Origin of the sequence: Microvirga terrae, from assembly GCF_013307435.2 — a bacterium.
Classification (GTDB): Bacteria; Pseudomonadota; Alphaproteobacteria; order Rhizobiales; family Beijerinckiaceae; genus Microvirga; species Microvirga terrae.
Map to the genome: position 1 here is coordinate 2,727,791 of NZ_CP102845.1, position 22,938 is coordinate 2,750,728.

Annotated in this window: 22 protein-coding genes; 19 read left to right on the forward strand and 3 right to left on the reverse strand. The window is 64.6% G+C overall.

The window, feature by feature from the left end:
• The first annotated feature begins 55 nt into the window (after positions 1-55).
• Together HPT29_RS12920 and HPT29_RS12925 are read left to right on the forward strand one after the other, a co-directional pair.
• Positions 56-919, forward strand: coding sequence for a VOC family protein (locus HPT29_RS12920; RefSeq protein ID WP_173950528.1), 864 nt, complete (start codon positions 56-58; stop codon positions 917-919).
• A 55-nt stretch (positions 920-974) separates the two neighbouring features.
• Positions 975-1,376: a DUF350 domain-containing protein gene (locus HPT29_RS12925; RefSeq protein ID WP_173950529.1), complete on the forward strand. Its 402-nt coding sequence runs from the start codon at positions 975-977 to the stop codon at positions 1,374-1,376.
• Positions 1,377-1,426: 50 nt separating this feature from the next.
• Here HPT29_RS12925 and HPT29_RS12930 read toward each other — a convergent pair whose 3' ends face one another.
• The gene (locus tag HPT29_RS12930) at positions 1,427-1,696 is read right to left on the reverse strand and encodes a transcriptional regulator (RefSeq protein WP_173950530.1); all 270 of its coding nucleotides are present in this window, start codon (positions 1,694-1,696) and stop codon (positions 1,427-1,429) included.
• 296 nt (positions 1,697-1,992) lie between these two features.
• Here HPT29_RS12930 and kdsA point away from each other — a divergent pair, with 296 nt between their 5' ends.
• Both kdsA and HPT29_RS12940 read left to right on the forward strand, forming a co-directional pair.
• The gene (kdsA, locus tag HPT29_RS12935) at positions 1,993-2,841 is read left to right on the forward strand and encodes a 3-deoxy-8-phosphooctulonate synthase (RefSeq protein ID WP_173950531.1); all 849 of its coding nucleotides are present in this window, start codon (positions 1,993-1,995) and stop codon (positions 2,839-2,841) included.
• A 110-nt stretch (positions 2,842-2,951) separates the two neighbouring features.
• Positions 2,952-4,121 carry an MFS transporter gene (locus tag HPT29_RS12940; RefSeq protein ID WP_173950568.1) on the forward strand — a complete coding sequence of 390 codons (1,170 nt, stop codon included), beginning with the start codon at positions 2,952-2,954 and terminating at the stop codon, positions 4,119-4,121.
• Here the strand turns inward: HPT29_RS12940 and queF are convergent.
• Positions 4,106-4,555, reverse strand: coding sequence for a preQ(1) synthase (gene queF, locus HPT29_RS12945; RefSeq protein ID WP_173950532.1), 450 nt, complete (start codon positions 4,553-4,555; stop codon positions 4,106-4,108). The genes HPT29_RS12940 and queF overlap by 16 nt on opposite strands.
• Positions 4,556-4,702: 147 nt before the next feature.
• Between queF and eno the strand changes: the two genes are divergently transcribed.
• The 10 genes from eno to HPT29_RS12995 all read left to right on the forward strand — a co-directional run bounded on the left by eno (position 4,703) and on the right by HPT29_RS12995 (position 17,089).
• Positions 4,703-5,986 (forward strand): phosphopyruvate hydratase, encoded by a 1,284-nt coding sequence (gene eno, locus HPT29_RS12950; protein ID WP_173950533.1) that lies wholly within the window; start codon positions 4,703-4,705, stop codon positions 5,984-5,986.
• A gap of 203 nt (positions 5,987-6,189) precedes the next feature.
• Positions 6,190-8,724, forward strand: coding sequence for a cadherin domain-containing protein (locus HPT29_RS12955; protein WP_173950534.1), 2,535 nt, complete (start codon positions 6,190-6,192; stop codon positions 8,722-8,724).
• Positions 8,725-8,899: 175 nt separating this feature from the next.
• The gene (locus tag HPT29_RS12960) at positions 8,900-9,214 is read left to right on the forward strand and encodes an FtsB family cell division protein (RefSeq protein WP_173950535.1); all 315 of its coding nucleotides are present in this window, start codon (positions 8,900-8,902) and stop codon (positions 9,212-9,214) included.
• A gap of 172 nt (positions 9,215-9,386) precedes the next feature.
• Complete coding sequence (gene pdhA, locus HPT29_RS12965) at positions 9,387-10,448, forward strand: pyruvate dehydrogenase (acetyl-transferring) E1 component subunit alpha (protein WP_173950536.1); 1,062 nt, start codon at positions 9,387-9,389, stop codon at positions 10,446-10,448.
• A 63-nt stretch (positions 10,449-10,511) separates the two neighbouring features.
• Positions 10,512-11,963, forward strand: a complete 1,452-nt coding sequence (locus HPT29_RS12970) for a pyruvate dehydrogenase complex E1 component subunit beta (RefSeq protein ID WP_173950537.1) — start codon at positions 10,512-10,514, stop codon at positions 11,961-11,963.
• 4 nt (positions 11,964-11,967) lie between these two features.
• Positions 11,968-12,264 (forward strand): DUF5076 domain-containing protein, encoded by a 297-nt coding sequence (locus HPT29_RS12975; RefSeq protein WP_009491179.1) that lies wholly within the window; start codon positions 11,968-11,970, stop codon positions 12,262-12,264.
• Positions 12,265-12,293: 29 nt separating this feature from the next.
• On the forward strand, positions 12,294-13,727 hold the full coding sequence (locus HPT29_RS12980) for a pyruvate dehydrogenase complex dihydrolipoamide acetyltransferase (protein WP_173950538.1): 1,434 nt from the start codon (positions 12,294-12,296) through the stop codon (positions 13,725-13,727).
• A gap of 56 nt (positions 13,728-13,783) precedes the next feature.
• Positions 13,784-14,173, forward strand: coding sequence for a tautomerase family protein (locus HPT29_RS12985; protein WP_173950539.1), 390 nt, complete (start codon positions 13,784-13,786; stop codon positions 14,171-14,173).
• A 4-nt stretch (positions 14,174-14,177) separates the two neighbouring features.
• The gene (gene lpdA, locus HPT29_RS12990; protein ID WP_173950540.1) at positions 14,178-15,617 is read left to right on the forward strand and encodes a dihydrolipoyl dehydrogenase; all 1,440 of its coding nucleotides are present in this window, start codon (positions 14,178-14,180) and stop codon (positions 15,615-15,617) included.
• Between the two features lie 137 nt (positions 15,618-15,754).
• Positions 15,755-17,089, forward strand: coding sequence for a dicarboxylate/amino acid:cation symporter (locus tag HPT29_RS12995; protein WP_173950541.1), 1,335 nt, complete (start codon positions 15,755-15,757; stop codon positions 17,087-17,089).
• Positions 17,090-17,099: 10 nt separating this feature from the next.
• Here the strand turns inward: HPT29_RS12995 and HPT29_RS13000 are convergent, their stop codons facing one another.
• Entirely contained in the window at positions 17,100-18,017 is a 918-nt protein-coding gene (locus HPT29_RS13000) for a DMT family transporter (RefSeq protein ID WP_173950542.1), read from the reverse strand.
• A 154-nt stretch (positions 18,018-18,171) separates the two neighbouring features.
• Between HPT29_RS13000 and HPT29_RS13005 the strand changes: the two genes are divergently transcribed.
• The 5 genes from HPT29_RS13005 (at position 18,172) to HPT29_RS13025 (ending at position 22,936) form a co-directional block, all read left to right on the forward strand.
• The gene (locus HPT29_RS13005) at positions 18,172-19,530 is read left to right on the forward strand and encodes an aminotransferase-like domain-containing protein (RefSeq protein ID WP_173950543.1); all 1,359 of its coding nucleotides are present in this window, start codon (positions 18,172-18,174) and stop codon (positions 19,528-19,530) included.
• A 90-nt stretch (positions 19,531-19,620) separates the two neighbouring features.
• Positions 19,621-19,830: a hypothetical protein gene (locus tag HPT29_RS13010; protein WP_173950544.1), complete on the forward strand. Its 210-nt coding sequence runs from the start codon at positions 19,621-19,623 to the stop codon at positions 19,828-19,830.
• A 111-nt stretch (positions 19,831-19,941) separates the two neighbouring features.
• On the forward strand, positions 19,942-20,430 hold the full coding sequence (locus HPT29_RS13015; protein WP_173950545.1) for a GFA family protein: 489 nt from the start codon (positions 19,942-19,944) through the stop codon (positions 20,428-20,430).
• Between the two features lie 993 nt (positions 20,431-21,423).
• Positions 21,424-22,383: a lipoyl synthase gene (lipA, locus tag HPT29_RS13020; protein WP_173948249.1), complete on the forward strand. Its 960-nt coding sequence runs from the start codon at positions 21,424-21,426 to the stop codon at positions 22,381-22,383.
• Positions 22,384-22,411: 28 nt separating this feature from the next.
• Positions 22,412-22,936, forward strand: coding sequence for a P-loop NTPase family protein (locus HPT29_RS13025; RefSeq protein WP_173948250.1), 525 nt, complete (start codon positions 22,412-22,414; stop codon positions 22,934-22,936).
• Positions 22,937-22,938: the final 2 nt, after the last annotated feature.

The following is a 22,938-nucleotide window of genomic DNA, read 5'->3' on the forward strand; positions in this document are numbered from 1 at the left end:
CGCCAAACCGGGCATGGCGCGCTAGGTGTATGCTCTCGTTACAGGAAAGAGCTCGATGTCACGCCGGATCGACCATCTCGTCATTGCCGTCCGCGATCTCGACCGGGCCGGGAGCTTCTACCAGCGTCTCGGGTTCCAGGTCGGCGCCCGCAACAGGCACCCCTGGGGCACCGAGAACCGCATCGTCCAGTTGTCGAACTCCTTCATCGAGCTGATCGCGATAGGCGAGGGGGCCGCCATCGCGCCTCATCGGGCGAGCGCCTTCAGCTTCGGAGCTTTCGTCCAGGACTATCTCAGGGACCGTGAAGGTCTTGCGATGCTCGTCCTCGACAGCCAGGACGCGAAGGCGGATGCCGCCCTGTTCGCCCGGAGCGGCATCGGATCGTTCGAACCGTTCCATTTCGAGCGCAGCGGACGGCGTCCTGACGGCAGCGAGACGAAGGTCGGGTTCACCCTGGCCTTTGCCGCCGCTGAAGGCGCGTCTAAAGCCGGTTTCTTCGTCTGCCAGCAGCACTATCCGGAGAATTTCTGGAATCCGGAATTCCAGCGCCACGACAACAAGGCCTCCCGGATCGCCTCGGTGACCCTGGCGGCGCCGGATCCGGAGCGGTGCCGCGGTTTCTTGACGGCCTTCACCGGGGCTCAGCCCTCGAGCACCGATGGCGACGACCTCTCGTTTTCCCTCGCGGAGGATCGCGTCGACGTGATGACGCCCGATGACGCGGCCGAGATCTATGGCTCGGTGGAGGCGGAACTCGATCAGCCGTCCTTCGTGGCCTTCGCCGTGCGCGTCGAGGACATCCATCGGCAGGCGACCTGGCTCGACTCGGCCGATATCCCCTATCAGCATATCGGCAGCAGGCTCATCGTGCCGGCCAGCACGGCGTTCGGGGTCGCGATCGCGTTCGAACCAACGTAATATTAACCATATCCCCTGTACTGACTGAAATAATGAATCGTATGGGGGATTGACCGTGGCTTCATCTCTGGCGGGCCTGCCCGACTTCCTGATCTTCTTCGTCCTTGCCGTCGCCCTGGTCGGCCTTTATCTCGCGATTTATACGCTCGCGACCATGCACAACGAGTTCGCGCTCATTCGCGAGAACGTGATCTCGGCCGCGACGGCCCTCGGCTTCAGCCTCGTCGGCTTCGCGCTTCCTCTTGCGAGCGCCATCGTGCACGCTCAGACGATCATCGACTGCCTCGTCTGGGGCCTCGTCGCCCTTGCGGTCCAGATCATCGTTTACTGGCTCGTCCGGATCGTGATGCCGAACCTGTCGCAGCGCATCGCCGGCGGCGAGATGGCCGCGGCCCTGTTCCTCGGCGCCGCTTCGCTCGCGGCCGGCATCATCAATGCGGCGGCCATGACCTTCTGAAAGAGGTTCGCCCCGGACGGGACCGTCGAGGGTTTCTCCTCAAGACGCCGTCAGAGGCTGGCCTCGACCATGCGGGCAAACTGCAGGGCCTCCGCGCGCATGGCGGGGGGCACCAGCATCGGATTCTTGTGCCGGACGGCATACAGCATGGCGATTCGCTCGATCGCCCTGAGATACAAATCCGGGATCTCGTTCTCGCCCCATTCGAACGACTGGTAGTCGCGCAGGTTCAGTTCGATCTCATGCGCCATTCTGCTCTGCGTGAACCCCAGCGCGGTTCTGAGAGCGACCAGTTCTTGCATTTTGCTGTTTTCGGACATCAGAGCGCCCCCCACGCGCTGCCAAGTCAATGGGTTGGTACAGGTTCAGGATCGCCTGCAGGCAAATTATCTTATTCTTCCAGGCAGATAGCATCCTGTTTTGGAATTGACCTAAAGTAAATCGACCTTTGGATTAACGCTATGGTCATGCTGATTTTTGGTTAAAGGTTGCTTTGCTTCCTCAAACCCGAAACGGCCATGGTTCGGCTGCCGAGGGCTCGGCCGCCGCAATCCGCAAAGGCAGGGCCTGCGCATCACCGCTTTGCTTGCCGGTCCAGAAAGGCTAGAGACGGCGCATGACCGATCAGAAACACCAACCTGCCGTCGTCGAGGCCGGCTCCGTCCGCTTCGGCAACCACCTGCCCCTCAGCATCATCGCCGGCCCCTGCGCCATGGAGAGCCGCGATCATGCGCTCGAAATGGCGGCCGCGCTCAAGGAGATCGCCGGAAGGCTGGGTCTGGGCCTGGTCTACAAGTCGTCCTTCGACAAGGCCAACCGGACCTCGAGCTCCAGCGCGCGCGGCATCGGCCTCGACAAGGCCCTGTCGATCTTCGCCGAGGTGAAGGAGACATACGGCCTGCCGGTGATCACCGACGTGCACGAGAACGACCAATGCGCCCCGGTGGGCGAGGTGGTCGACATCCTCCAGATCCCCGCGTTCCTCTGCCGCCAGACCGATCTCCTGGTCGCGGCGGCCAAGACCGGGCGCGTCGTCAATGTGAAGAAGGGCCAGTTCCTGGCACCCTGGGACATGGCGAACGTCGCCGCCAAGGTGGCGGGGGCCGGAAACCCCAACGTGATGCTGACCGAGCGCGGCGCCTCCTTCGGCTACAACACCCTGGTGTCGGACATGCGCTCCCTGCCGATCATGGCCGAGACGGGCGCACCGGTGATCTTCGATGCCACTCACTCGGTGCAGCAGCCGGGCGGCAAGGGCACGACTTCGGGCGGCCAGCGGGAATACGTGCCGGTGCTCGCCCGGGCGGCCGTGGCAGTCGGCGTAGCCGGCGTCTTCATCGAAACCCATCACGATCCGGACAACGCTCCGTCGGACGGACCGAACATGGTGCCGCTGAAGGAACTGGAAGGCTTGCTGGCCCAGCTGAAGGCCTTCGATTCCCTGGCCAAGGGCAGGGCGGCCTGACGTTTCCATGACTTTTCAGGAGGTCAGGTCTGCATTCCTGATCCTCGTGCTGCGATGAGGCCGTGATATGGAGCGTGAGCTCCGTTCACGGCCTTCATCATTGGGATCCCATGTCCTCCCGCAACCTGATCCTGATCCTCGCCACCAGCGGCTTCGCGAGCACCTTCTCCGGCCGCGCCGTCGAACCGATGGTCGGGATCATCGCCCGGGACCTGAACTCCGCCCCGCAGACGATCGCGCTCCTGTCAGCCGCCTTCGCGCTGCCTTACGCCTTCATCCAGCCGGTCCTCGGCCCGATCGGCGACGCCCTCGGCAAGGAGCGCGTCATGAAGGTGGCGCTGGCGCTCCTCTTCCTGGCCCTGGCCTGCTCTGTCTTCGCCCCCAATGCGGCGACGCTCTTCACGCTGCGCATCGTGGCCGGCGCGGCGGCCGGCGGGGCGGTGCCGCTCTCCATCGCGCTGATCGGCGACCGGGTCGAGATGGCCAAGCGCCAGGTCGCCCTGAGTCGCTACCTGGTCGCCGTGATCATCGGGCAGCTGGCCGGCTCTTCCTTCGCCGGGCTCTTGGCGGAGCTGATCGGCTGGCGCGGCGTGTTCACCCTGTCGACCGGCCTGGTGGCCCTGGCCTTCGCCGCCACCGTGATCGGTTTCCGGGGCGCGTTGCCGGGCGGGCAATTCGATCTCAAGAGCGCTCTCCTGCGCTACCGGGACATCCTGTCGAACCCGCGGGCGCTCACCCTCTTCAGCCTCGTCTTCGTCGAGGCCATCGCGATTTTCGGGATCTTTCCCTACGTGGCGCCGCTGCTCGAGGAGCGGGGCGGGGGCGGGGCGGCGGAGGCCGGTTTCGCCATCGGCGGGTTTGCGGTCGGCGGCCTGATCTATTCCGCGCTCGTGAGCTGGATGCTGAGGCGGCTCGGGATCGGCAGGATCCTTCTCGGTGGAGGCTTCTTCGCCGGGGCCGCCCTGGTCGTCCTGGGGCTCGGCGGCGACTGGAAGCTCGATGCCGTCGGTCTGCTGCTGATGGGCCTCGGCTTCTACATGCTCCACAACACGTTCCAGGCTCAGGTCACGGAAGTGGCCCCGGGAGCGCGGGCCTCGGCGGTCGCGCTCCACGCCTTCTCGTTCTTCTGCGGTCAGGCGCTCGGCGTCGTCCTGATGGGGTTCGGCCTGCGCAACATCGGGTTGACCGGAGCGACCGGTATCGCCGCCCTGATCATCGTCGGGGTCGGCGTGGCCGCTTCGGTCCTCCTGACCAGACCCGCCGCTCAGCGGGCCCGGTAGGGCGCCACGCCCTGGTCGGGCAGCCAGAGGTTCTTCGGCAGCTCGCCGGTCTGCCAGAACACATCGATGGGAATGCCCCCGCGGGGATACCAATAGCCGCCGATCCGCAGGTAGCGGGGCTCCAACAGATCGGCGAGGCGCTTGCCGATCGCCACCGTGCAATCCTCATGGAAGGCGCCGTGGTTGCGGAAGCTGTGCATGTAGAGCTTGAGCGACTTGGATTCGACCAGCCAGGGGCCGGGCGCGTAGTCGATCACCAGAATGGCGAAATCCGGCTGGCCCGTGACCGGGCACAGAGAGGTGAATTCAGGCACGGTAAAGCGGGCGAGATAGTCGGTGTCGGGATGCGGGTTGGGCACCCGGTCGAGCTGAGCCTCCTCGGGAGATTGGGGCTGAGCGCTCGACTGACCGAGCTGGAGAGTGGTTTCCGTCATCGGGAATTGACCTTGGATTGATAAGGGGAAAGCTCTTGCCGTCCTTGCTCACATGGGCATTTCGGTCAATAAGCCAATTCATGACTTGAGGCCGCACCCGTCGGACGGGCCGCGCCGGCCGCACTTCAGCCCGCAGGAGCCCGCCCAATGACCGCCATTATCGACGTTTTCGCCCGCCAGATCCTCGACAGCCGGGGCAATCCCACGGTCGAGGTGGATGTGACCCTCGAAGACGGCTCCATGGGCCGTGCCGCAGTGCCCTCCGGCGCCTCCACGGGTGCTCACGAGGCGGTCGAGCTTCGCGACGGCGACAAGGCCGTCTATCTCGGCAAGGGCGTGCTCAAGGCCGTCGACGCGGTCAACAACGAGATCCTGGACGCCATCGGCGGCATGGACGCCGAGGAGCAGGTCGCTATCGACGAGACCATGATCGAGCTCGACGGCACGCCGAACAAGGCCCGCCTCGGCGCCAATGCCATCCTGGGCGTGTCGCTGGCCGTGGCCAAGGCGGCGGCCGACGCGTCTGCCCTGCCGCTCTACCGCTATGTGGGCGGCACGCAGGCCCGCGTCCTGCCGGTTCCGATGATGAACATCATCAACGGCGGGGCGCATGCCGACAACCCGATTGACTTCCAGGAATTCATGATCATGCCGGTCGGCGCCCCGACCCTGGCGGAAGCCGTGCGCATGGGATCCGAGGTGTTCCACACCCTGAAGAAGGCCCTGAAGGACGCCGGCCACAACACCAATGTGGGCGACGAGGGCGGTTTCGCCCCGAACCTCCCGTCCGCGGAGGCCGCCCTCGACTTCATCATGAAGTCCGTCGAGCAGGCCGGCTACAAGCCGGGCCAGGACATCGTCCTCGGCCTCGACTGCGCGGCCACCGAGTTCTTCAAGGATGGTGCCTACCATTACGAAGGCACCGGCCAGAAGCTGAACCCGCAGCAGCAGGCCGAATACTTGGCGAAGCTCGTGTCCGCCTATCCGATTGCGACCATCGAGGATGGGATGTCCGAAGACGATTGGGAGGGCTGGAAGGCCGTAACCGACCTGATCGGGTCCAAGTGCCAGCTCGTCGGCGACGACCTGTTTGTCACCAACGTGACGCGTCTCTCCGAAGGCCTCGAGCGGGGTGTGGCGAATTCGCTCCTGGTGAAGGTGAACCAGATCGGCTCGCTGACCGAGACGCTCGCCGCCGTCGACATGGCCCACCGGGCCGGCTACACGGCGGTCATGTCCCACCGCTCCGGCGAAACCGAGGATTCCACCATCGCGGACCTCGCCGTCGCGACCAATTGCGGGCAGATCAAGACCGGATCGCTCGCCCGCTCCGACCGGACCGCCAAGTACAACCAGCTCATCCGCATCGAGGAGGAGCTCGGCCCACAGGCGCGCTATGCGGGTCGGGCGGCGCTCAAGGCTTTGCGGTAGCCCGGTCCGCCGACCAAAGATCCAATTTTTGTCCGACCGGACGAGGGGGCTCTTGAGCCCCCTTTTTGCTTTCTTCAGCCAGTGGATGGCAAACGTTTTATGATATATTTTAACATATCATTGCGTCATGGTATGGAGACTTGGAAGCATACCCGCCCCAAACGAACTGTCGCAGGGGCCAAAACCAATTGCGAGGGAAACCCATGTCATCAGCCGTCCACCAGCCTTTCGCGGCCTTGCCGATTGCCAATCTCAACGGAGACGCCGTCCAGACCATCGTCCAGCAACCCGTATTTATCGACAAGGACGGTGATGCCGCGATCGCGGCCGCCGAACCGTTGATCTCTCTCTTCGTTGATCTCGGTTGGGCCGGCGAACCGACCGACGAGCTTGGGATCGACACGGGCCGCGGCCACATCACGTTGTCAGGGGCTCTCGAAGTGGGCGTTCAAATCCTGTACGACGGAACGGTTATCGGCACGGTCTCGGCGCTGGATTCCTTCGGCATGATCGTCGATTTCGAGGTGGGGGTTGCCACGACCCCCGTCGAGGAGCTTATCCACACTCTGACCTACACCAACTCAGCAGATCCCTCGGCAATCTTCGAGCGAACCATCTCGATCTCCGCCTTGTCCGAGAACGACACCTATTTCGCCGACACGACAGTGCGCGTGGCGCCCGCTTCAGTGGTGTTTCTGGATGAAGGGGTCGAGACCAGAACGGGCACATCGGCCAATGATACGTTCGCGGTCTCGGCGTACGCCCTCGATGAGGGAGACACTCTGGACGGTGACGATGGCAACGATACTTTGCAGCTCGTCGGCGTTGGAGGCGATTTCGATTTCAGATTGTTCGCCGAACTGAAGAACATCGAAGCCATCGTGGGCCGAACCGGCGACGACTTCATCGTGCTGACGGCACAGCAAGTGTCCGGTATCACGGCAATCGATGGTGGGACAGGTTCCGATCCGAACGCAGAGGATGACAGCCTCATCATCACCGGCGGCTCCGTCGACTTTTCCGGCAAGACCATCACCAACATTGAGTCAATCGGGTTCGCCTCGGCTGCTGGCAGCATCCTGACATTTGACGACAAGGATTTGGCCCTCAAGTCCTACGGCTATTCCACTGGCCTCAGGGTTGTTCTGACCGGAGGGAGCTTCACTGAAGACGAGCGGGAGCAATTGCACGGGCAGGGCTTCAAGTTCGTTCAGGACAGCACGGGCACGGATATTGACGAAGCGCCGCAAATCTCCGGACTGAATGGCGACCGTCTCTATGCCGTGCCGCAGATACCTACCTTCTTGGATTACGGACGAAATGTCGTTCTTTCCGATGACAGCGCGTTCATCGCGTCCCTGAGGGTCGATGTAGTCGACGGTTCCGATGCGTTGGATCGACTGGGGATCGACACGACCGGCACGGTCGGTCGGGATTCCTCCTCCGCCATTTCCGTCAACGGCACGCAGATCGGTTTCATCAGTGACGAGACTGGATCTCATCTCGGGATCTCATTGAACTTCAGAGCCACGCCTGCCCTGATCCAGGAACTTGTCCGCTCCCTGACCTACACAAGCGTCGGCCAGACCGTCGAGACGCGCGAAATCTCCATCACGCTGGAAGACAGCACCGGCAACACGACGCGATCCACCGTGTCGGTTCTCCCGGACGAGAAGCCATCACAGGTCAACCTGACCGGGTCTTCCGTCGCCGAGCATACCGCAAGCGGGGAACTGGTCGGCACCCTGTCGGCCGTCGACGCCAATCCCGACGACACCTTCACCTACAGCCTGAGCGACGATGCCGGAGGACGTTTCAAGCTCGATGCCGCTGGCACGAAGGTCGTCGTTGCCGACGGCTCGAAGATCGACTTCGAGCAGACGAAAATGCACACCATTGTGGTGCGCGCCACGGACAAGGCCGGTCACTTCAGGGACCAAGCCTTTACGATCGACGTGCGGGACATCCCGGAAGCGCCCGGCCAAGTGAACCTGAGCGGAAAGTCTATCGCGGAGCTTGCCGCGGGCGGCGAGCAGGTCGGCGTATTGTCGGCCGTTGATCCCAATCCGGGCGATTCCGTTACCTACAGCCTGACCGACGATGCCGGCGGGCGCTTCACCCTCGACGCGTCCGGCACCAAGCTGGTGGTCGCCAATGGGATCAAACTCGATTTCGAGCAGTCGAAGACGCACACGGTTTCAGTCCGAGCAACGGACAAGGCCGGCCATTTCACGGATCAGACCTTCACAATCGCCGTTCTCGACATTTCTCCGGAGGTGACCGATGGGACGGCTGGAAGTGACAAGATCATCGCCGGCGCGAGCAAGGATCGGCTCAGTGGCGGCTTCGGCAACGACACGCTCAACGGCGGCCTCGGGAACGACATCCTGACCGGGGGGCGGGACCGCGACATCTTCGTTTTCGATTCCATGCTCGGCAAAACCAATTCCGTCAACAAGAAGAGCAATTTGGACACCATCGTCGACTTCTCGTTCAAGGACGACACCATCCATCTGGCGAAGTCGATCTTCAGCACGATCAAGAAAGGAGCCCTTGCGAAGGGGGCTTTCCATGTGGGATCGGTCGCCCACGATGCGAGCGACCGGATCATCTACAACAAGAATACCGGCGCGCTGCTCTACGACAAGGATGGCACGGGGGCAAAGCAGGCCATCCAGTTCGCCATGCTGACCGGGCACCCACTCAAGGTTTCCGCAAGCGATTTTCTCGTGATCTGATCGCCCCGTCCGTGCTGCATTCGAGCAGGGACGGCCTTCTCGCTGTTTCGTGATATCGTTTTACACCCGCGTGGTGTGGCCCGCGTTCCGGACAGCGTGGCGACCCGCGCTCCGGAAGGCATGGCTTGTGCATGTTCAACACCTCCTTAACCATGCCGGTGTATGACTCACCTCCATGGTGATCCGCAGACGCGCACGACGATTTCTGATTCCGCTGGTGCTCTACAGCATCTCGGCCGGGGTGGCGGCCTATTTCGTCCATCACGCGCATAGCGGCGCACGCGGGATCGAGGCGCAACAAAAGTATGAGGCGCAGGTGGCCGAACTTTCCGCGGAGCTCGATGGTTTAAAGACCCAGCGCTCCGAGTGGGAGCGCCGCATTGCCCTGCTTCGGAGCGATCAGATCGACCGCGATCTGCTCGAGGAGAGGGCGCGCGTCATGCTTGGACGCGTGCACAAGAACGACCTGGTGATCATCACCGGACCATAATTAACAATAACTTAAAAGTTCTGCTTAACTGAAATCGAGTTGATCGAAAATAGCATAGATATTTCAGGCTTTTGCACACTTCATTGTGCACCGCAAAACAACTTTTGCCCTACTCGATTTCCGATTCCGACTGCGCTACAACTTTCGTCGAGGAAACCCTTCGGAGGACCCGATGGCTGTTGCTGCCCGCAAGGCGGGCCGTGCCGGTGCAGGCGCGGCTAACAAGACTACCCCCAGCAAAGGCTCCAAGAGCGGAGCGACCCCCAACTCCCCACAATTCGAGAAGAGCCAGGATCTGTCAGCTTATAACGATATGCTGCTCATCCGCCGCTTCGAGGAAAAGTCCGGCCAGATGTACGGCATGGGACTGATCGGCGGCTTCTGCCACCTCTATATCGGCCAGGAGGCCGTCGTCGTCGGCATGCAGATGGCCACGACGGACGGCGACCAGGTGATCACGGGCTACCGCGATCACGGTCACATGCTCGCCTGCGGCATGGACGCGAAGGGCGTCATGGCCGAGCTGACGGGCCGTCGCGGCGGCCTGTCGAAGGGCAAGGGCGGCTCCATGCACATGTTCTCCAAGGAGAAGCATTTTTACGGCGGTCACGGCATCGTGGGCGCTCAGGTGTCGCTCGGCACCGGCATTGCGTTCGCGAACCATTATCGCGAGAACGGCAATGTCTGCCTGACCTATTTCGGCGACGGCGCGGCCAACCAGGGCCAGGTCTACGAAAGCTTCAACATGGCGGCGCTCTGGAAGCTGCCGGTGGTCTACGTGATCGAGAACAACCGCTACGCGATGGGCACGGCGGTGACGCGTGCGTCCGCCCAGACGGACTTCTCCAAGCGCGGCCTGTCGTTCGGCATCCCCGGAGAGCAGGTGGACGGCATGGATGTCCGTGCGGTCTACGCCGCCGGCCAGCGCGCCATCGAGCATGCCCGGACGGGCAAGGGACCGTACATCCTCGAGATGCAGACCTACCGCTATCGCGGTCATTCCATGTCCGATCCTGCGAAGTACCGCACGAAGGACGAGGTGACCCGCATGCGCGAGGAATACGATCCGATCGAGCAGGTCCGTCGTCGTCTGCTGGAGAGCTGGAAGCTGTCGGAAGACGAGCTCAAGGCCATCGACAGCAAGGTGCGCGAGATCGTCAACGAGGCGGCCGAGTTCGCCACGCACGATCCGGAGCCGGATCCATCCGAGCTCTACACGGACATCCTTCTCTAAGCGGCGCGTTGGCGTCGCTTCCCCCCGAATCTCGCCGCTGCGACAATCAAAACGAGTCTTTTAATGGCGATCGATATTCTCATGCCTGCCCTCTCGCCCACCATGGAGCAGGGCAAATTGGCCAAATGGCTGAAAAAGGAAGGCGATCAGGTCAAGCCCGGCGACGTGCTGGCCGAGATCGAGACCGACAAGGCCACCATGGAGGTCGAGGCGATCGACGAGGGAGTCCTCGCCAAGATCCTCATCTCCGACGGCACGGACAATGTGGCCGTGAACACTCCCATCGCGATCCTGGCCGGCGAGGGTGAGGATGTGTCCGCCGCCGCGTCGTCGGCGAAGGCCCCCGCCGGTCCGGCCACGGAAGCCCAGCCCGCACCGACGCCCGACATGGAACGCGAAGGCATGGCCGACCGGCCATCGCCGGACTCGATCCCGGGTACGGACGCTAAACCGGTTGCAGAGCCGGCCGCTCCTTACGTGATCCAGACCCGCACGGCGCACGACGCCATGGCGGAGATCCCGGAAGGGACCGAGATGGTCTCCATGACGGTCCGCGAGGCGCTTCGCGACGCCATGGCGGAGGAGATGCGCAAGGACGACACAGTGTTCGTCATGGGCGAAGAGGTGGCCGAGTACCAGGGCGCCTACAAGGTCACGCAGGGACTCCTGCAGGAATTCGGCGCCAAGCGGGTGATCGACACGCCGATCACCGAACACGGCTTTGCCGGCGTGGGGGTCGGCGCCGCCTTCACGGGCCTGCGCCCGGTCGTCGAGTTCATGACCTTCAACTTCGCCATGCAGGCGATCGACCAGATCATCAACTCGGCCGCCAAGACCCTCTACATGTCCGGCGGCCAGCTCGGTGCACCGATCGTGTTCCGCGGACCCAACGGGGCCGCCGCCCGCGTGGCCGCCCAGCACAGCCAGGACTTCGCGGCCTGGTATTCTCAGGTTCCGGGCCTCAAGGTCGTGGCGCCTTACTCGGCTTCGGATGCGAAGGGTCTCCTCAAGAGTGCCATCCGCGATCCGAACCCGGTGGTCTTCCTGGAGAACGAGATTCTTTACGGCCAGTCCTTTCCGGTGCCGAAGCTTGACGACTTTACGGTTCCGATCGGCAAGGCGCGCATCCACCGCCAGGGCAAGGACGTCACCATCGTGTCCTTCTCCATCGGCATGACCTACGCGCTGAAGGCGGCCGACGAACTGGCCAAGGAAGGGATCGAGGCGGAGGTCATCGACCTGCGCACGATCCGCCCGATGGACACCGATACGATCGTCGCATCGGTCATGAAGACCGGCCGCTGCGTCACGGTGGAAGAGGGCTATCCGCAATCGGGCGTCGGCGCCGAGATCGCCATGCGCATCATGGAAAATGCGTTCGACTATCTCGACGCCCCCGTGATCCGCGTCACCGGCAAGGACGTGCCCATGCCCTACGCGGCCAACCTCGAGAAGCTCGCGCTCCCGTCGGTGGCCGAAGTGGTGCAGGCGGCGAAGGCCGTTTGCTACAGGTGATGAAATGACCGAACGGAAATTCGAAGCCCTCAACGTTCCGCCCGATGCCCTCGAAAAGGGGGGTGTCGAGATCCTGAGGGCTTCGGTGGTCGACGGGGCGGTGAGCATCGCGCTGCGCCGCGCCTTCGACGATCCGTTCACCTGGGGCGTTCTCCTGGTGGACCTCGCCCGTCACGCCGCGCGCGTCTACGCCATGGAAACCGAGTTCTCCGAGGAGGAGGCTCTCGCCGAGATCACGGCTGGCATCCAGGCCGAGCTCGACGATCCGAGCGATCCGGGCTCGACGCAGGCGATCAATTAAACCTTTCCAGATCAGGATCCATCAACGCCATGCCCATCAATATCCTGATGCCCGCCCTGTCTCCCACCATGGAAAAGGGCAACCTTGCCAAGTGGCTGAAGAAGGAAGGCGACACGGTGAAGTCCGGCGATGTCATCGCCGAGATCGAAACCGACAAGGCCACCATGGAGGTGGAAGCCGTCGATGAAGGCATTCTCGCCAAGATCGTCGTTCCGGAAGGCACGGCCGATGTTCCGGTCAACCAGCTCATTGCCCTGATCGCCGGCGAGGGCGAGGACCCGAAGAGCGTCACGGCTCCGTCTACGGGCGGTTCCGCTCCGGCACCCGCGCCCAAGGCGGAAGCCGCACCGGCTCCGGCCGCTCCCGCGGCGGCGCCTCAGCCGCAGGCCAATGCCATTCCCGGCGACGCCTCGGCTCACATGTCCTATGCCCGGGTCGACCAGGCGCCGACCGGTCCCGCGCAGGCTGCAAAGGCCGATGGGGCAGGGCAGCAGGCTGGCGGCAATCGCGTCTTCGCCTCGCCGCTGGCCAAGCGCATCGCGAAGGAAGCCGGTGTCGACCTCGCCTCGGTCCGGGGTTCGGGCCCGCATGGCCGCATCGTCGAGAAGGACGTTCGCGCGGCGCTTCAGGGCGGAGGCGCGAAGCCTGCCGCCGCCCCGGCGGCTGCGGCCGCCGCGCCCGCGCCGGCGGCCAAGCCGGCGGCCCCGCAGCTCGCGTCGAGCATGGGCGCCGACCAGGTCAAGGCCATGTTCGAGGCGGGCACCTACGAGGAGGTGCCGCTCGACGGCATGCGCAAGACCATCGCCAAGCGCCTCGTCGAGTCGAAGCAGACGGTGCCGCATTTCTACCTGGCGCTCGACTGCGAGCTCGACGCGCTCATGGCCCTGCGCGAGCAGATCAACAACGCGGCCGGGAAGGACAAGGACGGCAAGCCCGCCTACAAGCTCTCGGTCAATGACTTCGTCATCAAGGCGCTCGCCATCGCGCTCCAGCGCGTGCCGGCTGCCAATGCGGTCTGGGCCGAGGACCGTATCCTGAAGATGAAGCACTCGGACGTGGGCGTGGCGGTCGCGATCGAGGGCGGCCTGTTCACCCCGGTCGTGCGCAGGGCCGAGCAGAAGACCCTCACGGCCATCTCGGCCGAGGTCAAGGACATGGCGGGCCGGGCCCGCAACCGCCGCCTGAAGCCGGAGGAATACACCGGCGGCTCGACGGCAGTGTCGAACCTCGGCATGTACGGCATCAAGGACTTCCAGGCCGTCATCAACCCGCCCCACGGGACGATCCTCGCGGTCGGCGCCGGCGAGCAGCGTGTGGTGGTGAAGAACGGCGCACCGGCGGTCGTGCAGGCCATGACCGTAACGCTGTCCTGCGACCACCGGGTGGTCGACGGGGCGCTCGGAGCGGAGCTGCTGGCGGCGTTCAAGCAGCTCATCGAGAGCCCGATGGGCATGCTGGTCTAGAAGGCGTCATGGCCGGGCTCGTCCCGGCCATTCTCTGTCGGCGATAGGGAAGCTCCATGCCGCTCATCCGCATTTCGCTCCGAAACGGCAAGTCGCCCGCCTATCGCAAGGCGCTGGCGGACGGGGTCTATCGCGCCCTTCGTGAGACCTTTAACGTCCCCGAGGACGATCTCTTCGTCACCGTCAGCGAGCACGAGGGCGACAATTTCTTCTACGGGGCGAGCTATCTCGACATCGAGCGGAGCGACGATCTCGTCATCATCCAGCTCACCGTCAGCAACACGCGGACCGTCGATCAGAAGAAGGCTCTTTTCAAGCGCATCGTCGAGAAACTGGGCGCGGAGCCCGGCCTTCGCCCCGAGGATGTGTTCATCAACCTGATCGAAGTCGAAAAGGAAAACTGGTCCTTCGGTCACGGCATCGCGCAATACGCGCAGGGGAACTAGCACTATGGCAAACCAGTACGACATCATCGTCATCGGCGGCGGGCCGGGGGGCTATGTGGCGGCGATCCGCGCGGCCCAGCTCGGGTTCAAGACCGCGGTCGTCGAGCGCGAGCATCTCGGCGGCATCTGCCTCAACTGGGGCTGCATCCCGACCAAGGCGCTCCTGCGTTCGGCCGAGATCTACCATTACATGGAGCACGCCAAGGATTACGGCCTCTCGGCTCAGGGCATCGGCTTCGATGCGGCCGCCATCGTCAACCGGTCGCGGGGCGTCTCCGGGCGCCTGAACGGCGGCGTCGGCATGCTGCTGAAGAAGAACAAGGTCGACGTGATCTGGGGCGAGGCGACGATCTCAAAGGTCGGCGAGGTCGTCGTGACCGCGCCGAAGAAGCCCGCCATGCAGCCGCAGAACCCGGTGCCGAAGGGCGTGCTGGAGCCCGGCACCTACCAGGCCAAGAACATCATCGTGGCGACCGGCGCACGGCCCAGGGCGCTGCCGGGCATCGAACCGGACGGCAAGCTGATCTGGACCTATTTCGAGGCCATGGTGCCGCCTTCCATGCCGAAGTCGCTCATCGTCATGGGCTCGGGCGCCATCGGCATCGAGTTCGCCTCCTTCTACCGCACCATGGGCGTGGACGTGACCGTGGTCGAGGTCATGCCGCAGATCCTGCCGGTGGAGGATGCGGAGATCGCCGCGCTCGCCCGCAAGCGCTTCGAGAAGCAGGGCATGAAGATCTTCTCCGGCGCCAAGGTCACGAAGGTCGAGAAGGGCGCGAACTCGATCACGGCCACCATCGACGACGGCAAGGGCGGCACGCAGACGATCACCGCCGAGCGGATGATCTCGGCGGTCGGCGTGGTCGGCAACATCGAGAATCTCGGTCTCGAGAAGCTCGGAGTGAAGATCGAACGGGGCGTCGTGGTCACGGACGGTCTCGGGCGCACCAACGTGCCCGGCATCTACGCCATCGGCGACGTGGCCGGCCCCCCGATGCTGGCCCACAAGGCCGAGCACGAGGGCGTCATCTGCGTCGAGACCATCAAGGGCCTGCATGCCCATGCCATTGACAAGGCGAAGATCCCGGGCTGCACCTATTGCAACCCGCAGATCGCCTCCGTGGGGCTCACCGAGGCCAAGGCGAAGGAGCAGGGCTACGACATTCGCGTCGGCCGCTTCCCGTTCATCGGCAACGGCAAGGCGATCGCGCTCGGCGAGCCCGACGGCTTGGTGAAGACGATTTTCGACAAGAAGACCGGCCAGCTGCTCGGCGCCCACCTGGTCGGCGCGGAAGTGACCGAGCTGATCCAGGGCTTCGTGATCGCCATGAACCTGGAGACCACGGAAGAAGACCTGATCCACGCCGTCTTCCCGCACCCGACCCTGTCCGAAACCATGCACGAGAGCGTCATGGACGCCTATGACCGCGTGATCCACATCTGACGCGCTCGGGTCCCGAACTTTGCGTGGACCCAAGGCGAGCTCAAGGAATTAACCAGCCAGGACCTCCACGAGGCCCTGGCTGTGTCGTCTCACGACGGAGACGGCCGCCCACACCGTCGGTTCGTGAGGAGGCGGCGATGACAAGCGTCGCAATAAGGGACGAGGTCGGGGCCTCGCGGTCTCGCAGGAAGCCCTGGTACAAGGTCCTCTACATCCAGGTTCTGATCGCCATCTTTCTCGGCATTCTCGTCGGCTGGCTGTTCCCCGATCTGGCCAAGAGCGACTGGATCAAGGCCCTCGGCGACGGCTTCATCAAGCTGATCAAGATGGTCATCGCGCCGATCATCTTCTGCACGGTGGTGTCCGGGATCGCCCACATCCAGGATGCCAAGAAGGTGGGGCGCGTCGGCATCAAGGCCCTCGTCTATTTCGAAGTGGTGTCGACCTTCGCGCTCATCATCGGCCTTCTCGTCGGCAATATCGTGAAGCCGGGTGCAGGCTTCGCCGGTACGCCTGACCCAGCCGCGGTCGCCGGCTACGCCAAGCAGGCCGCGGAGCAGAAGCCGGTCGATTTCCTCCTGCACATCATCCCCGACAGCGTCGTCGGGGCCTTCGCCCAGGGTGACATCCTCCAGGTTCTGCTGTTCGCGATCCTCTTTGGTTTCGCCCTTCTGGTGCTCGGCGACCGGGGCGCGACGGTCCGCAACCTCATCGACGATGTAGCCCATGGCATGTTCGGGGTCATCGCCATCATCATGAAGGCGGCCCCGATCGGAGCCTTCGGGGCCATGGCCTTCACGGTCGGACGCTATGGCCCCTCGGCCCTGGGAAACCTCTTCGGCCTGATCGTGACGTTCTATGCCACGGCGGCCCTGTTCATCTTCGTCGTGCTGGGAGCGATTGCCCGGATCGCGGGCTTCAGCATCTTCAAGTTCATCGGCTACATCAAGGACGAGCTGCTGATCGTGCTCGGCACGAGCTCGTCGGAGAGCGCCCTGCCGCAGCTCATGGAGAAGCTCGAACGGCTCGGCTGCTCCAAGTCGGTGGTGGGCCTGGTGGTCCCCACCGGCTACTCGTTCAACCTCGACGGCACCAACATCTACATGACGCTGGCGACCCTGTTCATCGCGCAGGCCCTGGGCTACGAGCTCACCCTCAGCCAGCAGCTCACCATCCTGCTCGTGGCGCTGCTCACCTCGAAAGGGGCCAGCGGCGTCACCGGGGCGGGCTTCATCACGCTCGCCGCGACCCTGGCCGTCGTGAACCCGGCGCTCGTCCCGGGGATGGCGATCATCCTCGGCATCGACAAGTTCATGAGCGAGGTGCGCGCCCTCACCAACATCACCGGCAACGGTGTCGCGGCCGTCGTCGTCGCCTGGTGGGAGGGGGAACTGGACCGCGGCAAGCTCAATGCGGGCCTCAACCGGGAGGTGGACCCATCCGACATCGAGACCGCGGTCACGACGGATTGACCGCCGGGGTTCAGGAGCGAGTGCCCGTTCGGACCTCCGGAACGAGCGGGACGCCGGCCCTTTCGGGCTTTGCGAACCTCTTGGCGCCGGCCACGCAGCCGATCACCGCGAGCGTGGCGGCGATCATCGACCAGCCGACCGTCTCGTGCAGAAGGGCGGCCGCCCAGAGGAGGCCAAGGAAGGGCTGCAGCAGCTGCAGCTGCCCCACGCCGGCAATGCCCCCCAAAGCAAGGCCACGGTACCAGAACACGAATCCGATCAGCATGGAGAACAGGGACACGTAGGCGAGTCCGAGCCATGCCGGTGTGCCGATGCCGCTCAGGGAATCGGGCCAAGTGAGAAGTGTCAGCGGACCCGTGACGGGCACGGACAGGACAAGGGCCCAGGAAATGACCTGCCAGCCGCCGAGCCGGCGCGCCAGCGTCGCGCCCTCGGCGTAGCCGAGGCCGCAGAGTAGAACCGCCCCTACCATCAGCAGATCACCGGCCGCCGAGGCCGAGAAGCCCTGGAGCAGCGAGAACCCGGCCACCATCGCTCCGCCGAGCGTGGAGAAGACCCAGAAGGCCGGCTGCGGCCGCTCGCCGCCCCGCAGCACCCCGAACACGGCCGTCGCCAGCGGCAGGAGGCCGATGAACACGATCGAGTGGGCGGACGTGATGTGCCGAAGCGCCAAGGCGGTCAGGAGCGGAAAGCCGATCACGACTCCCATCGAGACGATGCCGAGGGCGGCAAGGTCGGCGCGGGCAGGGCGATTCTGGCGCAGGATCAGGAGCAGGGCCGCTCCGAGGATCCCGGCGATGCAGGCCCGCGCCAGGGTCAGGAACAGCGGATCGAAATCGGCCACGGCGACGCGGGTTGCCGGCAGCGAGCCGCTGAAGATCAGCACGCCGACGAACCCGCTGACCCATCCTGACTTCGCCCGGTCCATTTCCTTGCCTCCGCGTGATGAACTTCTCGCCACGATCGCATGGCTTTTCCAGATACGGTCCAATACAGTTCCTCCGAACTGTCATGGTCATGGGGGCGGTACAGTGGATGAACTGGGAACGAATCGCCCGCCGGGGACGCGGGTGGAGCACGTCATGCAGGCGGTCCGCGCCAAGATTGCGAGCCGGTCCCTGAATCCCGGCGCGAAGCTGCCGTCGATCCGCGGTCTCGCGACGGCTATGCGCGTGTCCAAGTCCACGGTCGTCGAGGCCTATGACCGGCTGGCGGCGGAAGGCGTCATCAGGTCGAGACCGGGCTCCGGCTTCTTCAGCGCGGCGCCATCGGCTCCCCTGTCCCTTGCGGAGCTCGCGCCCCGTCTCGATCGGGCGATCGACCCGTTCTGGGTGTCCCGGCAATCCCTGGAAGCGGGGCCAGGCATGCTGAAGCCCGGCTGCGGATGGCTTCCCGCCGAATGGATGCCCGACGAGGACATCCGCCGCGCCCTTCGTCATCTCGCACGGACCAGGGACAACGGGAGACTGACGGATTACGGCACGCCACTCGGTCTGCCGGCCTTGCGTCAGTTTCTGTCGCGCCGCATGGCCGATCAGGGCTTTCATGCCGGTCCGGACCAGATCATGCTGACGGAATCCGGCACCCAGGCGATCGATCTCGTGTCCCGGCTCCTGCTGCAGCCGGGCGATGCGGTCCTGGTGGATGATCCCTGCTATTTCAACTTCCTGGCCCTTCTGCGAGCCCATCAGGCGAAGATCGTCGGCGTCTCCTATACGTCGGAGGGGCCCGATCTCCTGGCCTTCGAGGCGGCGCTCGCCGAGCACCGGCCCCGTCTCTACATCACCAATTCCGGTCTCCATAACCCGACCGGCGCCACTGTGAGGGCGGCGACCGCCCACAAGGTTCTGAAGCTTGCGGAAGCCTATGGCGCCCTCATCGTCGAGGACGACATCTTCGCCGATTTCGAGGTGGACGCGGCGCCGCGCCTTGCGGCCCTCGACGGGCTCGACCGGGTGGTGCGGATCGGGAGCTTCTCCAAGACGCTGTCGGCCTCCTTCCGGTGCGGCTATATCGCTGCAAGGACGGACTGGATCGACAGGCTGGTCGACCTCAGGATCGCCACGGGTTTCGCGAGCACACCGCTGTCGCAGGACCTCGTCTTCAACGTCCTCGGCAGCAGCACCTACCGAAAGTACCTGGATGGACTTCGAGTTCGGCTTGCGAAGGCGAGGGCGGACACCGTCCGGCGGCTGCGAGAGCTCGGCATCGAGCCATGGCTCGAACCCGAGGCCGGCATGCTGCTCTGGTGCCGCCTGCCGGACGGCCTGAACGCCGCCGACGTGGCGCGGCGAGCGCTTCAGGACGGCGTGGTCCTCGCCCCCGGCAATGTCTTCAGCCTCTCGCAATCCGCCGGCGATTTCATGCGGTTCAACGTCGCCCAATGCACGGATGAGCGCGTGTTCCAGGTCCTCCAGAGGGCGATGCGGACCACACCCTGAGCGCATCCGTCAAATGCCCCCAGCGGCGAAGCGTCGGGGAACATTGCGGGCCGGCATGTCTTTCTCCCCGCTACGCACGTGGAGAGCGACATGAAGCGCCTTGCCTCGAGCCTTGCCTGTCTTCTGCTGTCGACATTGGCCCATGCTCAGACCGGATCGGTTGCACCGACGACACCCTCGCCGGCAGCCTCGGGCACCGAGGGCGACGGCTGGCTTCTCCTTTTGGTGATTCCCCTCATCGTCGTGGCTGCCGGCGTCTATTTCTTCATCAAGCGCAACGGCACGACGTCGCGCTTCTGATGGGCGGTATCGATCGGCGTGAGTTCCGCGAGAGCGCTCTCGTCCAATCGCGTTGACGCCTGCCATCAACCCGCAGCAATCTTGCCGTCCAGCCCTGATGAGGAGGTGGTCATGGCAGGTTCGGATGATCGGCACGAGGGCAGGTGCCGGTGCGGTCGGGTCAGGTTCCGCGTCGAGGGAGAACCCATCGTCACCATGGCCTGTCACTGCGAGGGCTGCCAACGCATGACTGCGAGCGCGTTCTCGTTGAGCGTCCTTTATCCGAGCGACAGGTTCGCCGTGCTGCAGGGGGAGCCCGTCATCGGCGGGCTGCACGGCGCCACGCGCCACTTCTTCTGTCCGCACTGCATGAGCTGGCTCTTCACCCGGCCGGAGGGAATGGACGAGTTCGTCAACGTGCGCACCACCATGCTCGAAGACCCGGGCCGGTTCCCGCCCTTCATCGAAACCCACACGAGAGAAAAGCTGCCATGGGCCACGACCCCGGCTCTGCACAGCTTCGAGGCACTGCCGCCGATGGAGCGCTATCCGGAGCTGATGGCAGAGTTCGCGGCGCGAAACGACCTGAGACCGGGCAGGGGCGCTCCCTCGCCGTCGTGAACCGGCGGACGGGCCCGAACCCTCCTGGTCACGGCCACCTCCTTCTGTCATGGCCGGGCTTGTCCCGGCCATCCTAAGGTCGTTCCGTCACCCTCCGCCCTTCCTCGCCACCCCGCTCGTCTCGCCACCCTCCGTCCTTCCTGACACCCACCCCGTCATGGCCGGGCTTGTCCCGGCCATCCCCGCCGTGCCTTACGGATCGAGATCACCGGCCCAGGGCCGGTGATGACGTGGGAGTGGTGGACAGGTGTGGGTGCGATGATGTTCCATCTTTGTTCTTGACACATGCATCAAGCTAAGCTATATCATTGGGCAGATCGGTTCCTTCGAGGGGCGCGCTCGCGAGGCGTCGCAAGTGTGGGAGCCGGCACGGTCCTGCGACAGGCTTCGCACCCCTGGGCGCGCAGGAGGCCGACCTTGGGCTCTGCCCAGCTGGTCCGCCTGAAAAGAACCGTGCGCGACGAGCAGCTTGGCTCTCGCTTATCACCTCAGACATCGAGCCGGGCTGCCACTCGCGCCACCCTCGATCATCCTGCAGGCTCGCAGCGCAAGCTGCGGGCCTGCAGGTGCTGGCTCTTTGACAGCGCACAGATCAAGCACCCGCACCGCAGCGTGACGCTCCCCCGTCCCGCCACCCTGCGCCCGTCATGGCCGGCCCTGTGCCGGCCATCCCGATTGGAAAAGTGCCGCACCTCAAGCAATCGAGATCACCGGGACAAGCCCGGTGATGACCGTGAGGGGGCCAGGGCCAGCCATTCCAATCCGGATAGGCACCCGCCTCGCAGCAGCGCGACCACCCGGACAAGCCCGGTGACGGCGGGAAACGGATGGGACCCGCCACTCCTTTGCACGCTCTGCATCAACAGCAAGCCGGTCACGGTCCAACAATGCAGGCAGACCTGCCATCTGAGCATTTGCGAATGTCCGCCGGACGCCTTAAATCAGCGGCATATCAGGAAGGGCAGGGTTTCCTCGCCCAGGGATTGTAGCTTCATGGCCGTCGTTCTCGACCTTCTCAACAAGGACCAGCGCCCCCGCCATCCGGAAAAGGCGCATCGGCCGGATCAGCCCGTCCAGCAGCGCAAGCCCGAGTGGATCCGCGTGAAGGCGCCCGGTTCGCCGAAATGGGCCGAGACAAACCGGATCGTGCGCGAGAACAAGCTCGTGACCGTCTGCGAGGAGGCCGGCTGCCCCAATATCGGGGAGTGCTGGGAGAAGAAACACGCCACCTTCATGATCATGGGCGACACCTGCACCCGGGCCTGCGCGTTCTGCAACGTGAAGACCGGCCTGCCGCAGGCCCTTGACCCGAACGAGCCCGAGAGCGTGGCCAAGGCCGTGGAAAAGCTCGGACTGGAGCACGTGGTCATCACGTCCGTGGACCGGGACGATCTGGCGGACGGCGGCGCGCAGCATTTCGCCGACGTGATCCAGGCCATCCGGGCGCGCAGCCCGAAGACCACCATCGAGATCCTGACCCCGGACTTCCTCCGCAAGCCGGGCGCGCTCGAAGTCGTGGTCGCGGCCAAGCCCGACGTGTTCAACCACAACCTCGAGACCGTGCCGTCCAAGTATCTGAAAGTCCGGCCCGGGGCCCGCTACTTTCACTCCATCCGCCTGCTGCAGCAGGTGAAGGAGCTCGATCCGACGATCTTCACCAAGTCCGGCATCATGGTCGGCCTGGGGGAGGAGCGGAACGAGGTGCTCCAGCTCATGGACGACCTTCGTTCGGCCGATGTGGACTTCATGACCATCGGCCAATACCTCCAGCCCACGAAGAAGCACCACCCGGTGATCCGGTTCGTGACGCCCGACGAATTCAAAGCCTTTGAAACCACAGCCTACGCCAAGGGTTTCCTCCTCGTCTCCTCGACCCCGCTGACGCGCTCCTCGCATCACGCGGGAGAGGATTTTGCCAAGCTGAAGGCGGCTCGTCTGGCGAAGCTCGGCTGAAACCTGACGGGCACGATTCGGACTTGGCATGCAGCGCATATTGGTGATCGGCAGCCCGGGCGCGGGCAAGAGCACCCTGGCGAGCCGTCTCGCGAGGCGCCTCGACCTGCCGCTGATCCACCTCGATCGGGAATATTTCGGGCCCGGCTGGACCACACCGCCTAGGGCTGAATGGCGTGAGAGGGTGAAAACCCTTGCGGCCCGGCCGGTCTGGGTCATGGACGGCAACTACGCCAGCACCTTCGCCATCCGTGTTCCCCGGGCGACCGCCATCGTCTGGCTCGACGTGCCGCGCTGGCGCTGCGCGTCGAGCGTGCTCTGGCGCGTCGTGAGGAACTACGGCCGCTCCCGGGCCGATCTCGGCGACGCCGGGCCCGAGCGGTTCGACTGGTCTTTCATGCGCTGGATCTGGTCCTATCCCCGGACGATGCGGCCGAAAACCGCCCGGATGCTGGAGCGTCTGCGCCCCGATCAGCGGGTTTACGTGCTGCGCTCCCGCTCCGAGATCCCGGCCCTCGAGGCCGCGCTTGCAACCGTCAAAGAGGCCGCCTGAGC

What these genes read in the sequence shown, in the direction of transcription:
- HPT29_RS12920 (WP_173950528.1), top strand. Translation starts at nt 56, where the DNA reads ATGTCACGCCGGATCGACCATCTCGTCATTGCCGTCCGCGATCTCGAC.
- HPT29_RS12930 (WP_173950530.1), bottom strand. Translation starts at nt 1,696, where the DNA reads ATGTCCGAAAACAGCAAAATGCAAGAACTGGTCGCTCTCAGAACCGCG.
- kdsA (WP_173950531.1), top strand. Translation starts at nt 1,993, where the DNA reads ATGACCGATCAGAAACACCAACCTGCCGTCGTCGAGGCCGGCTCCGTC.
- HPT29_RS12940 (WP_173950568.1), top strand. Translation starts at nt 2,952, where the DNA reads ATGTCCTCCCGCAACCTGATCCTGATCCTCGCCACCAGCGGCTTCGCG.
- queF (WP_173950532.1), bottom strand. Translation starts at nt 4,555, where the DNA reads ATGACGGAAACCACTCTCCAGCTCGGTCAGTCGAGCGCTCAGCCCCAA.
- eno (WP_173950533.1), top strand. Translation starts at nt 4,703, where the DNA reads ATGACCGCCATTATCGACGTTTTCGCCCGCCAGATCCTCGACAGCCGG.
- HPT29_RS12955 (WP_173950534.1), top strand. Translation starts at nt 6,190, where the DNA reads ATGTCATCAGCCGTCCACCAGCCTTTCGCGGCCTTGCCGATTGCCAAT.
- HPT29_RS12960 (WP_173950535.1), top strand. Translation starts at nt 8,900, where the DNA reads ATGGTGATCCGCAGACGCGCACGACGATTTCTGATTCCGCTGGTGCTC.
- pdhA (WP_173950536.1), top strand. Translation starts at nt 9,387, where the DNA reads ATGGCTGTTGCTGCCCGCAAGGCGGGCCGTGCCGGTGCAGGCGCGGCT.
- HPT29_RS12970 (WP_173950537.1), top strand. Translation starts at nt 10,512, where the DNA reads ATGGCGATCGATATTCTCATGCCTGCCCTCTCGCCCACCATGGAGCAG.
- HPT29_RS12975 (WP_009491179.1), top strand. Translation starts at nt 11,968, where the DNA reads ATGACCGAACGGAAATTCGAAGCCCTCAACGTTCCGCCCGATGCCCTC.
- HPT29_RS12980 (WP_173950538.1), top strand. Translation starts at nt 12,294, where the DNA reads ATGCCCATCAATATCCTGATGCCCGCCCTGTCTCCCACCATGGAAAAG.
- HPT29_RS12985 (WP_173950539.1), top strand. Translation starts at nt 13,784, where the DNA reads ATGCCGCTCATCCGCATTTCGCTCCGAAACGGCAAGTCGCCCGCCTAT.
- lpdA (WP_173950540.1), top strand. Translation starts at nt 14,178, where the DNA reads ATGGCAAACCAGTACGACATCATCGTCATCGGCGGCGGGCCGGGGGGC.
- HPT29_RS12995 (WP_173950541.1), top strand. Translation starts at nt 15,755, where the DNA reads ATGACAAGCGTCGCAATAAGGGACGAGGTCGGGGCCTCGCGGTCTCGC.
- HPT29_RS13000 (WP_173950542.1), bottom strand. Translation starts at nt 18,017, where the DNA reads ATGGACCGGGCGAAGTCAGGATGGGTCAGCGGGTTCGTCGGCGTGCTG.
- HPT29_RS13005 (WP_173950543.1), top strand. Translation starts at nt 18,172, where the DNA reads ATGCAGGCGGTCCGCGCCAAGATTGCGAGCCGGTCCCTGAATCCCGGC.
- HPT29_RS13010 (WP_173950544.1), top strand. Translation starts at nt 19,621, where the DNA reads ATGAAGCGCCTTGCCTCGAGCCTTGCCTGTCTTCTGCTGTCGACATTG.
- HPT29_RS13015 (WP_173950545.1), top strand. Translation starts at nt 19,942, where the DNA reads ATGGCAGGTTCGGATGATCGGCACGAGGGCAGGTGCCGGTGCGGTCGG.
- lipA (WP_173948249.1), top strand. Translation starts at nt 21,424, where the DNA reads ATGGCCGTCGTTCTCGACCTTCTCAACAAGGACCAGCGCCCCCGCCAT.
- HPT29_RS13025 (WP_173948250.1), top strand. Translation starts at nt 22,412, where the DNA reads ATGCAGCGCATATTGGTGATCGGCAGCCCGGGCGCGGGCAAGAGCACC.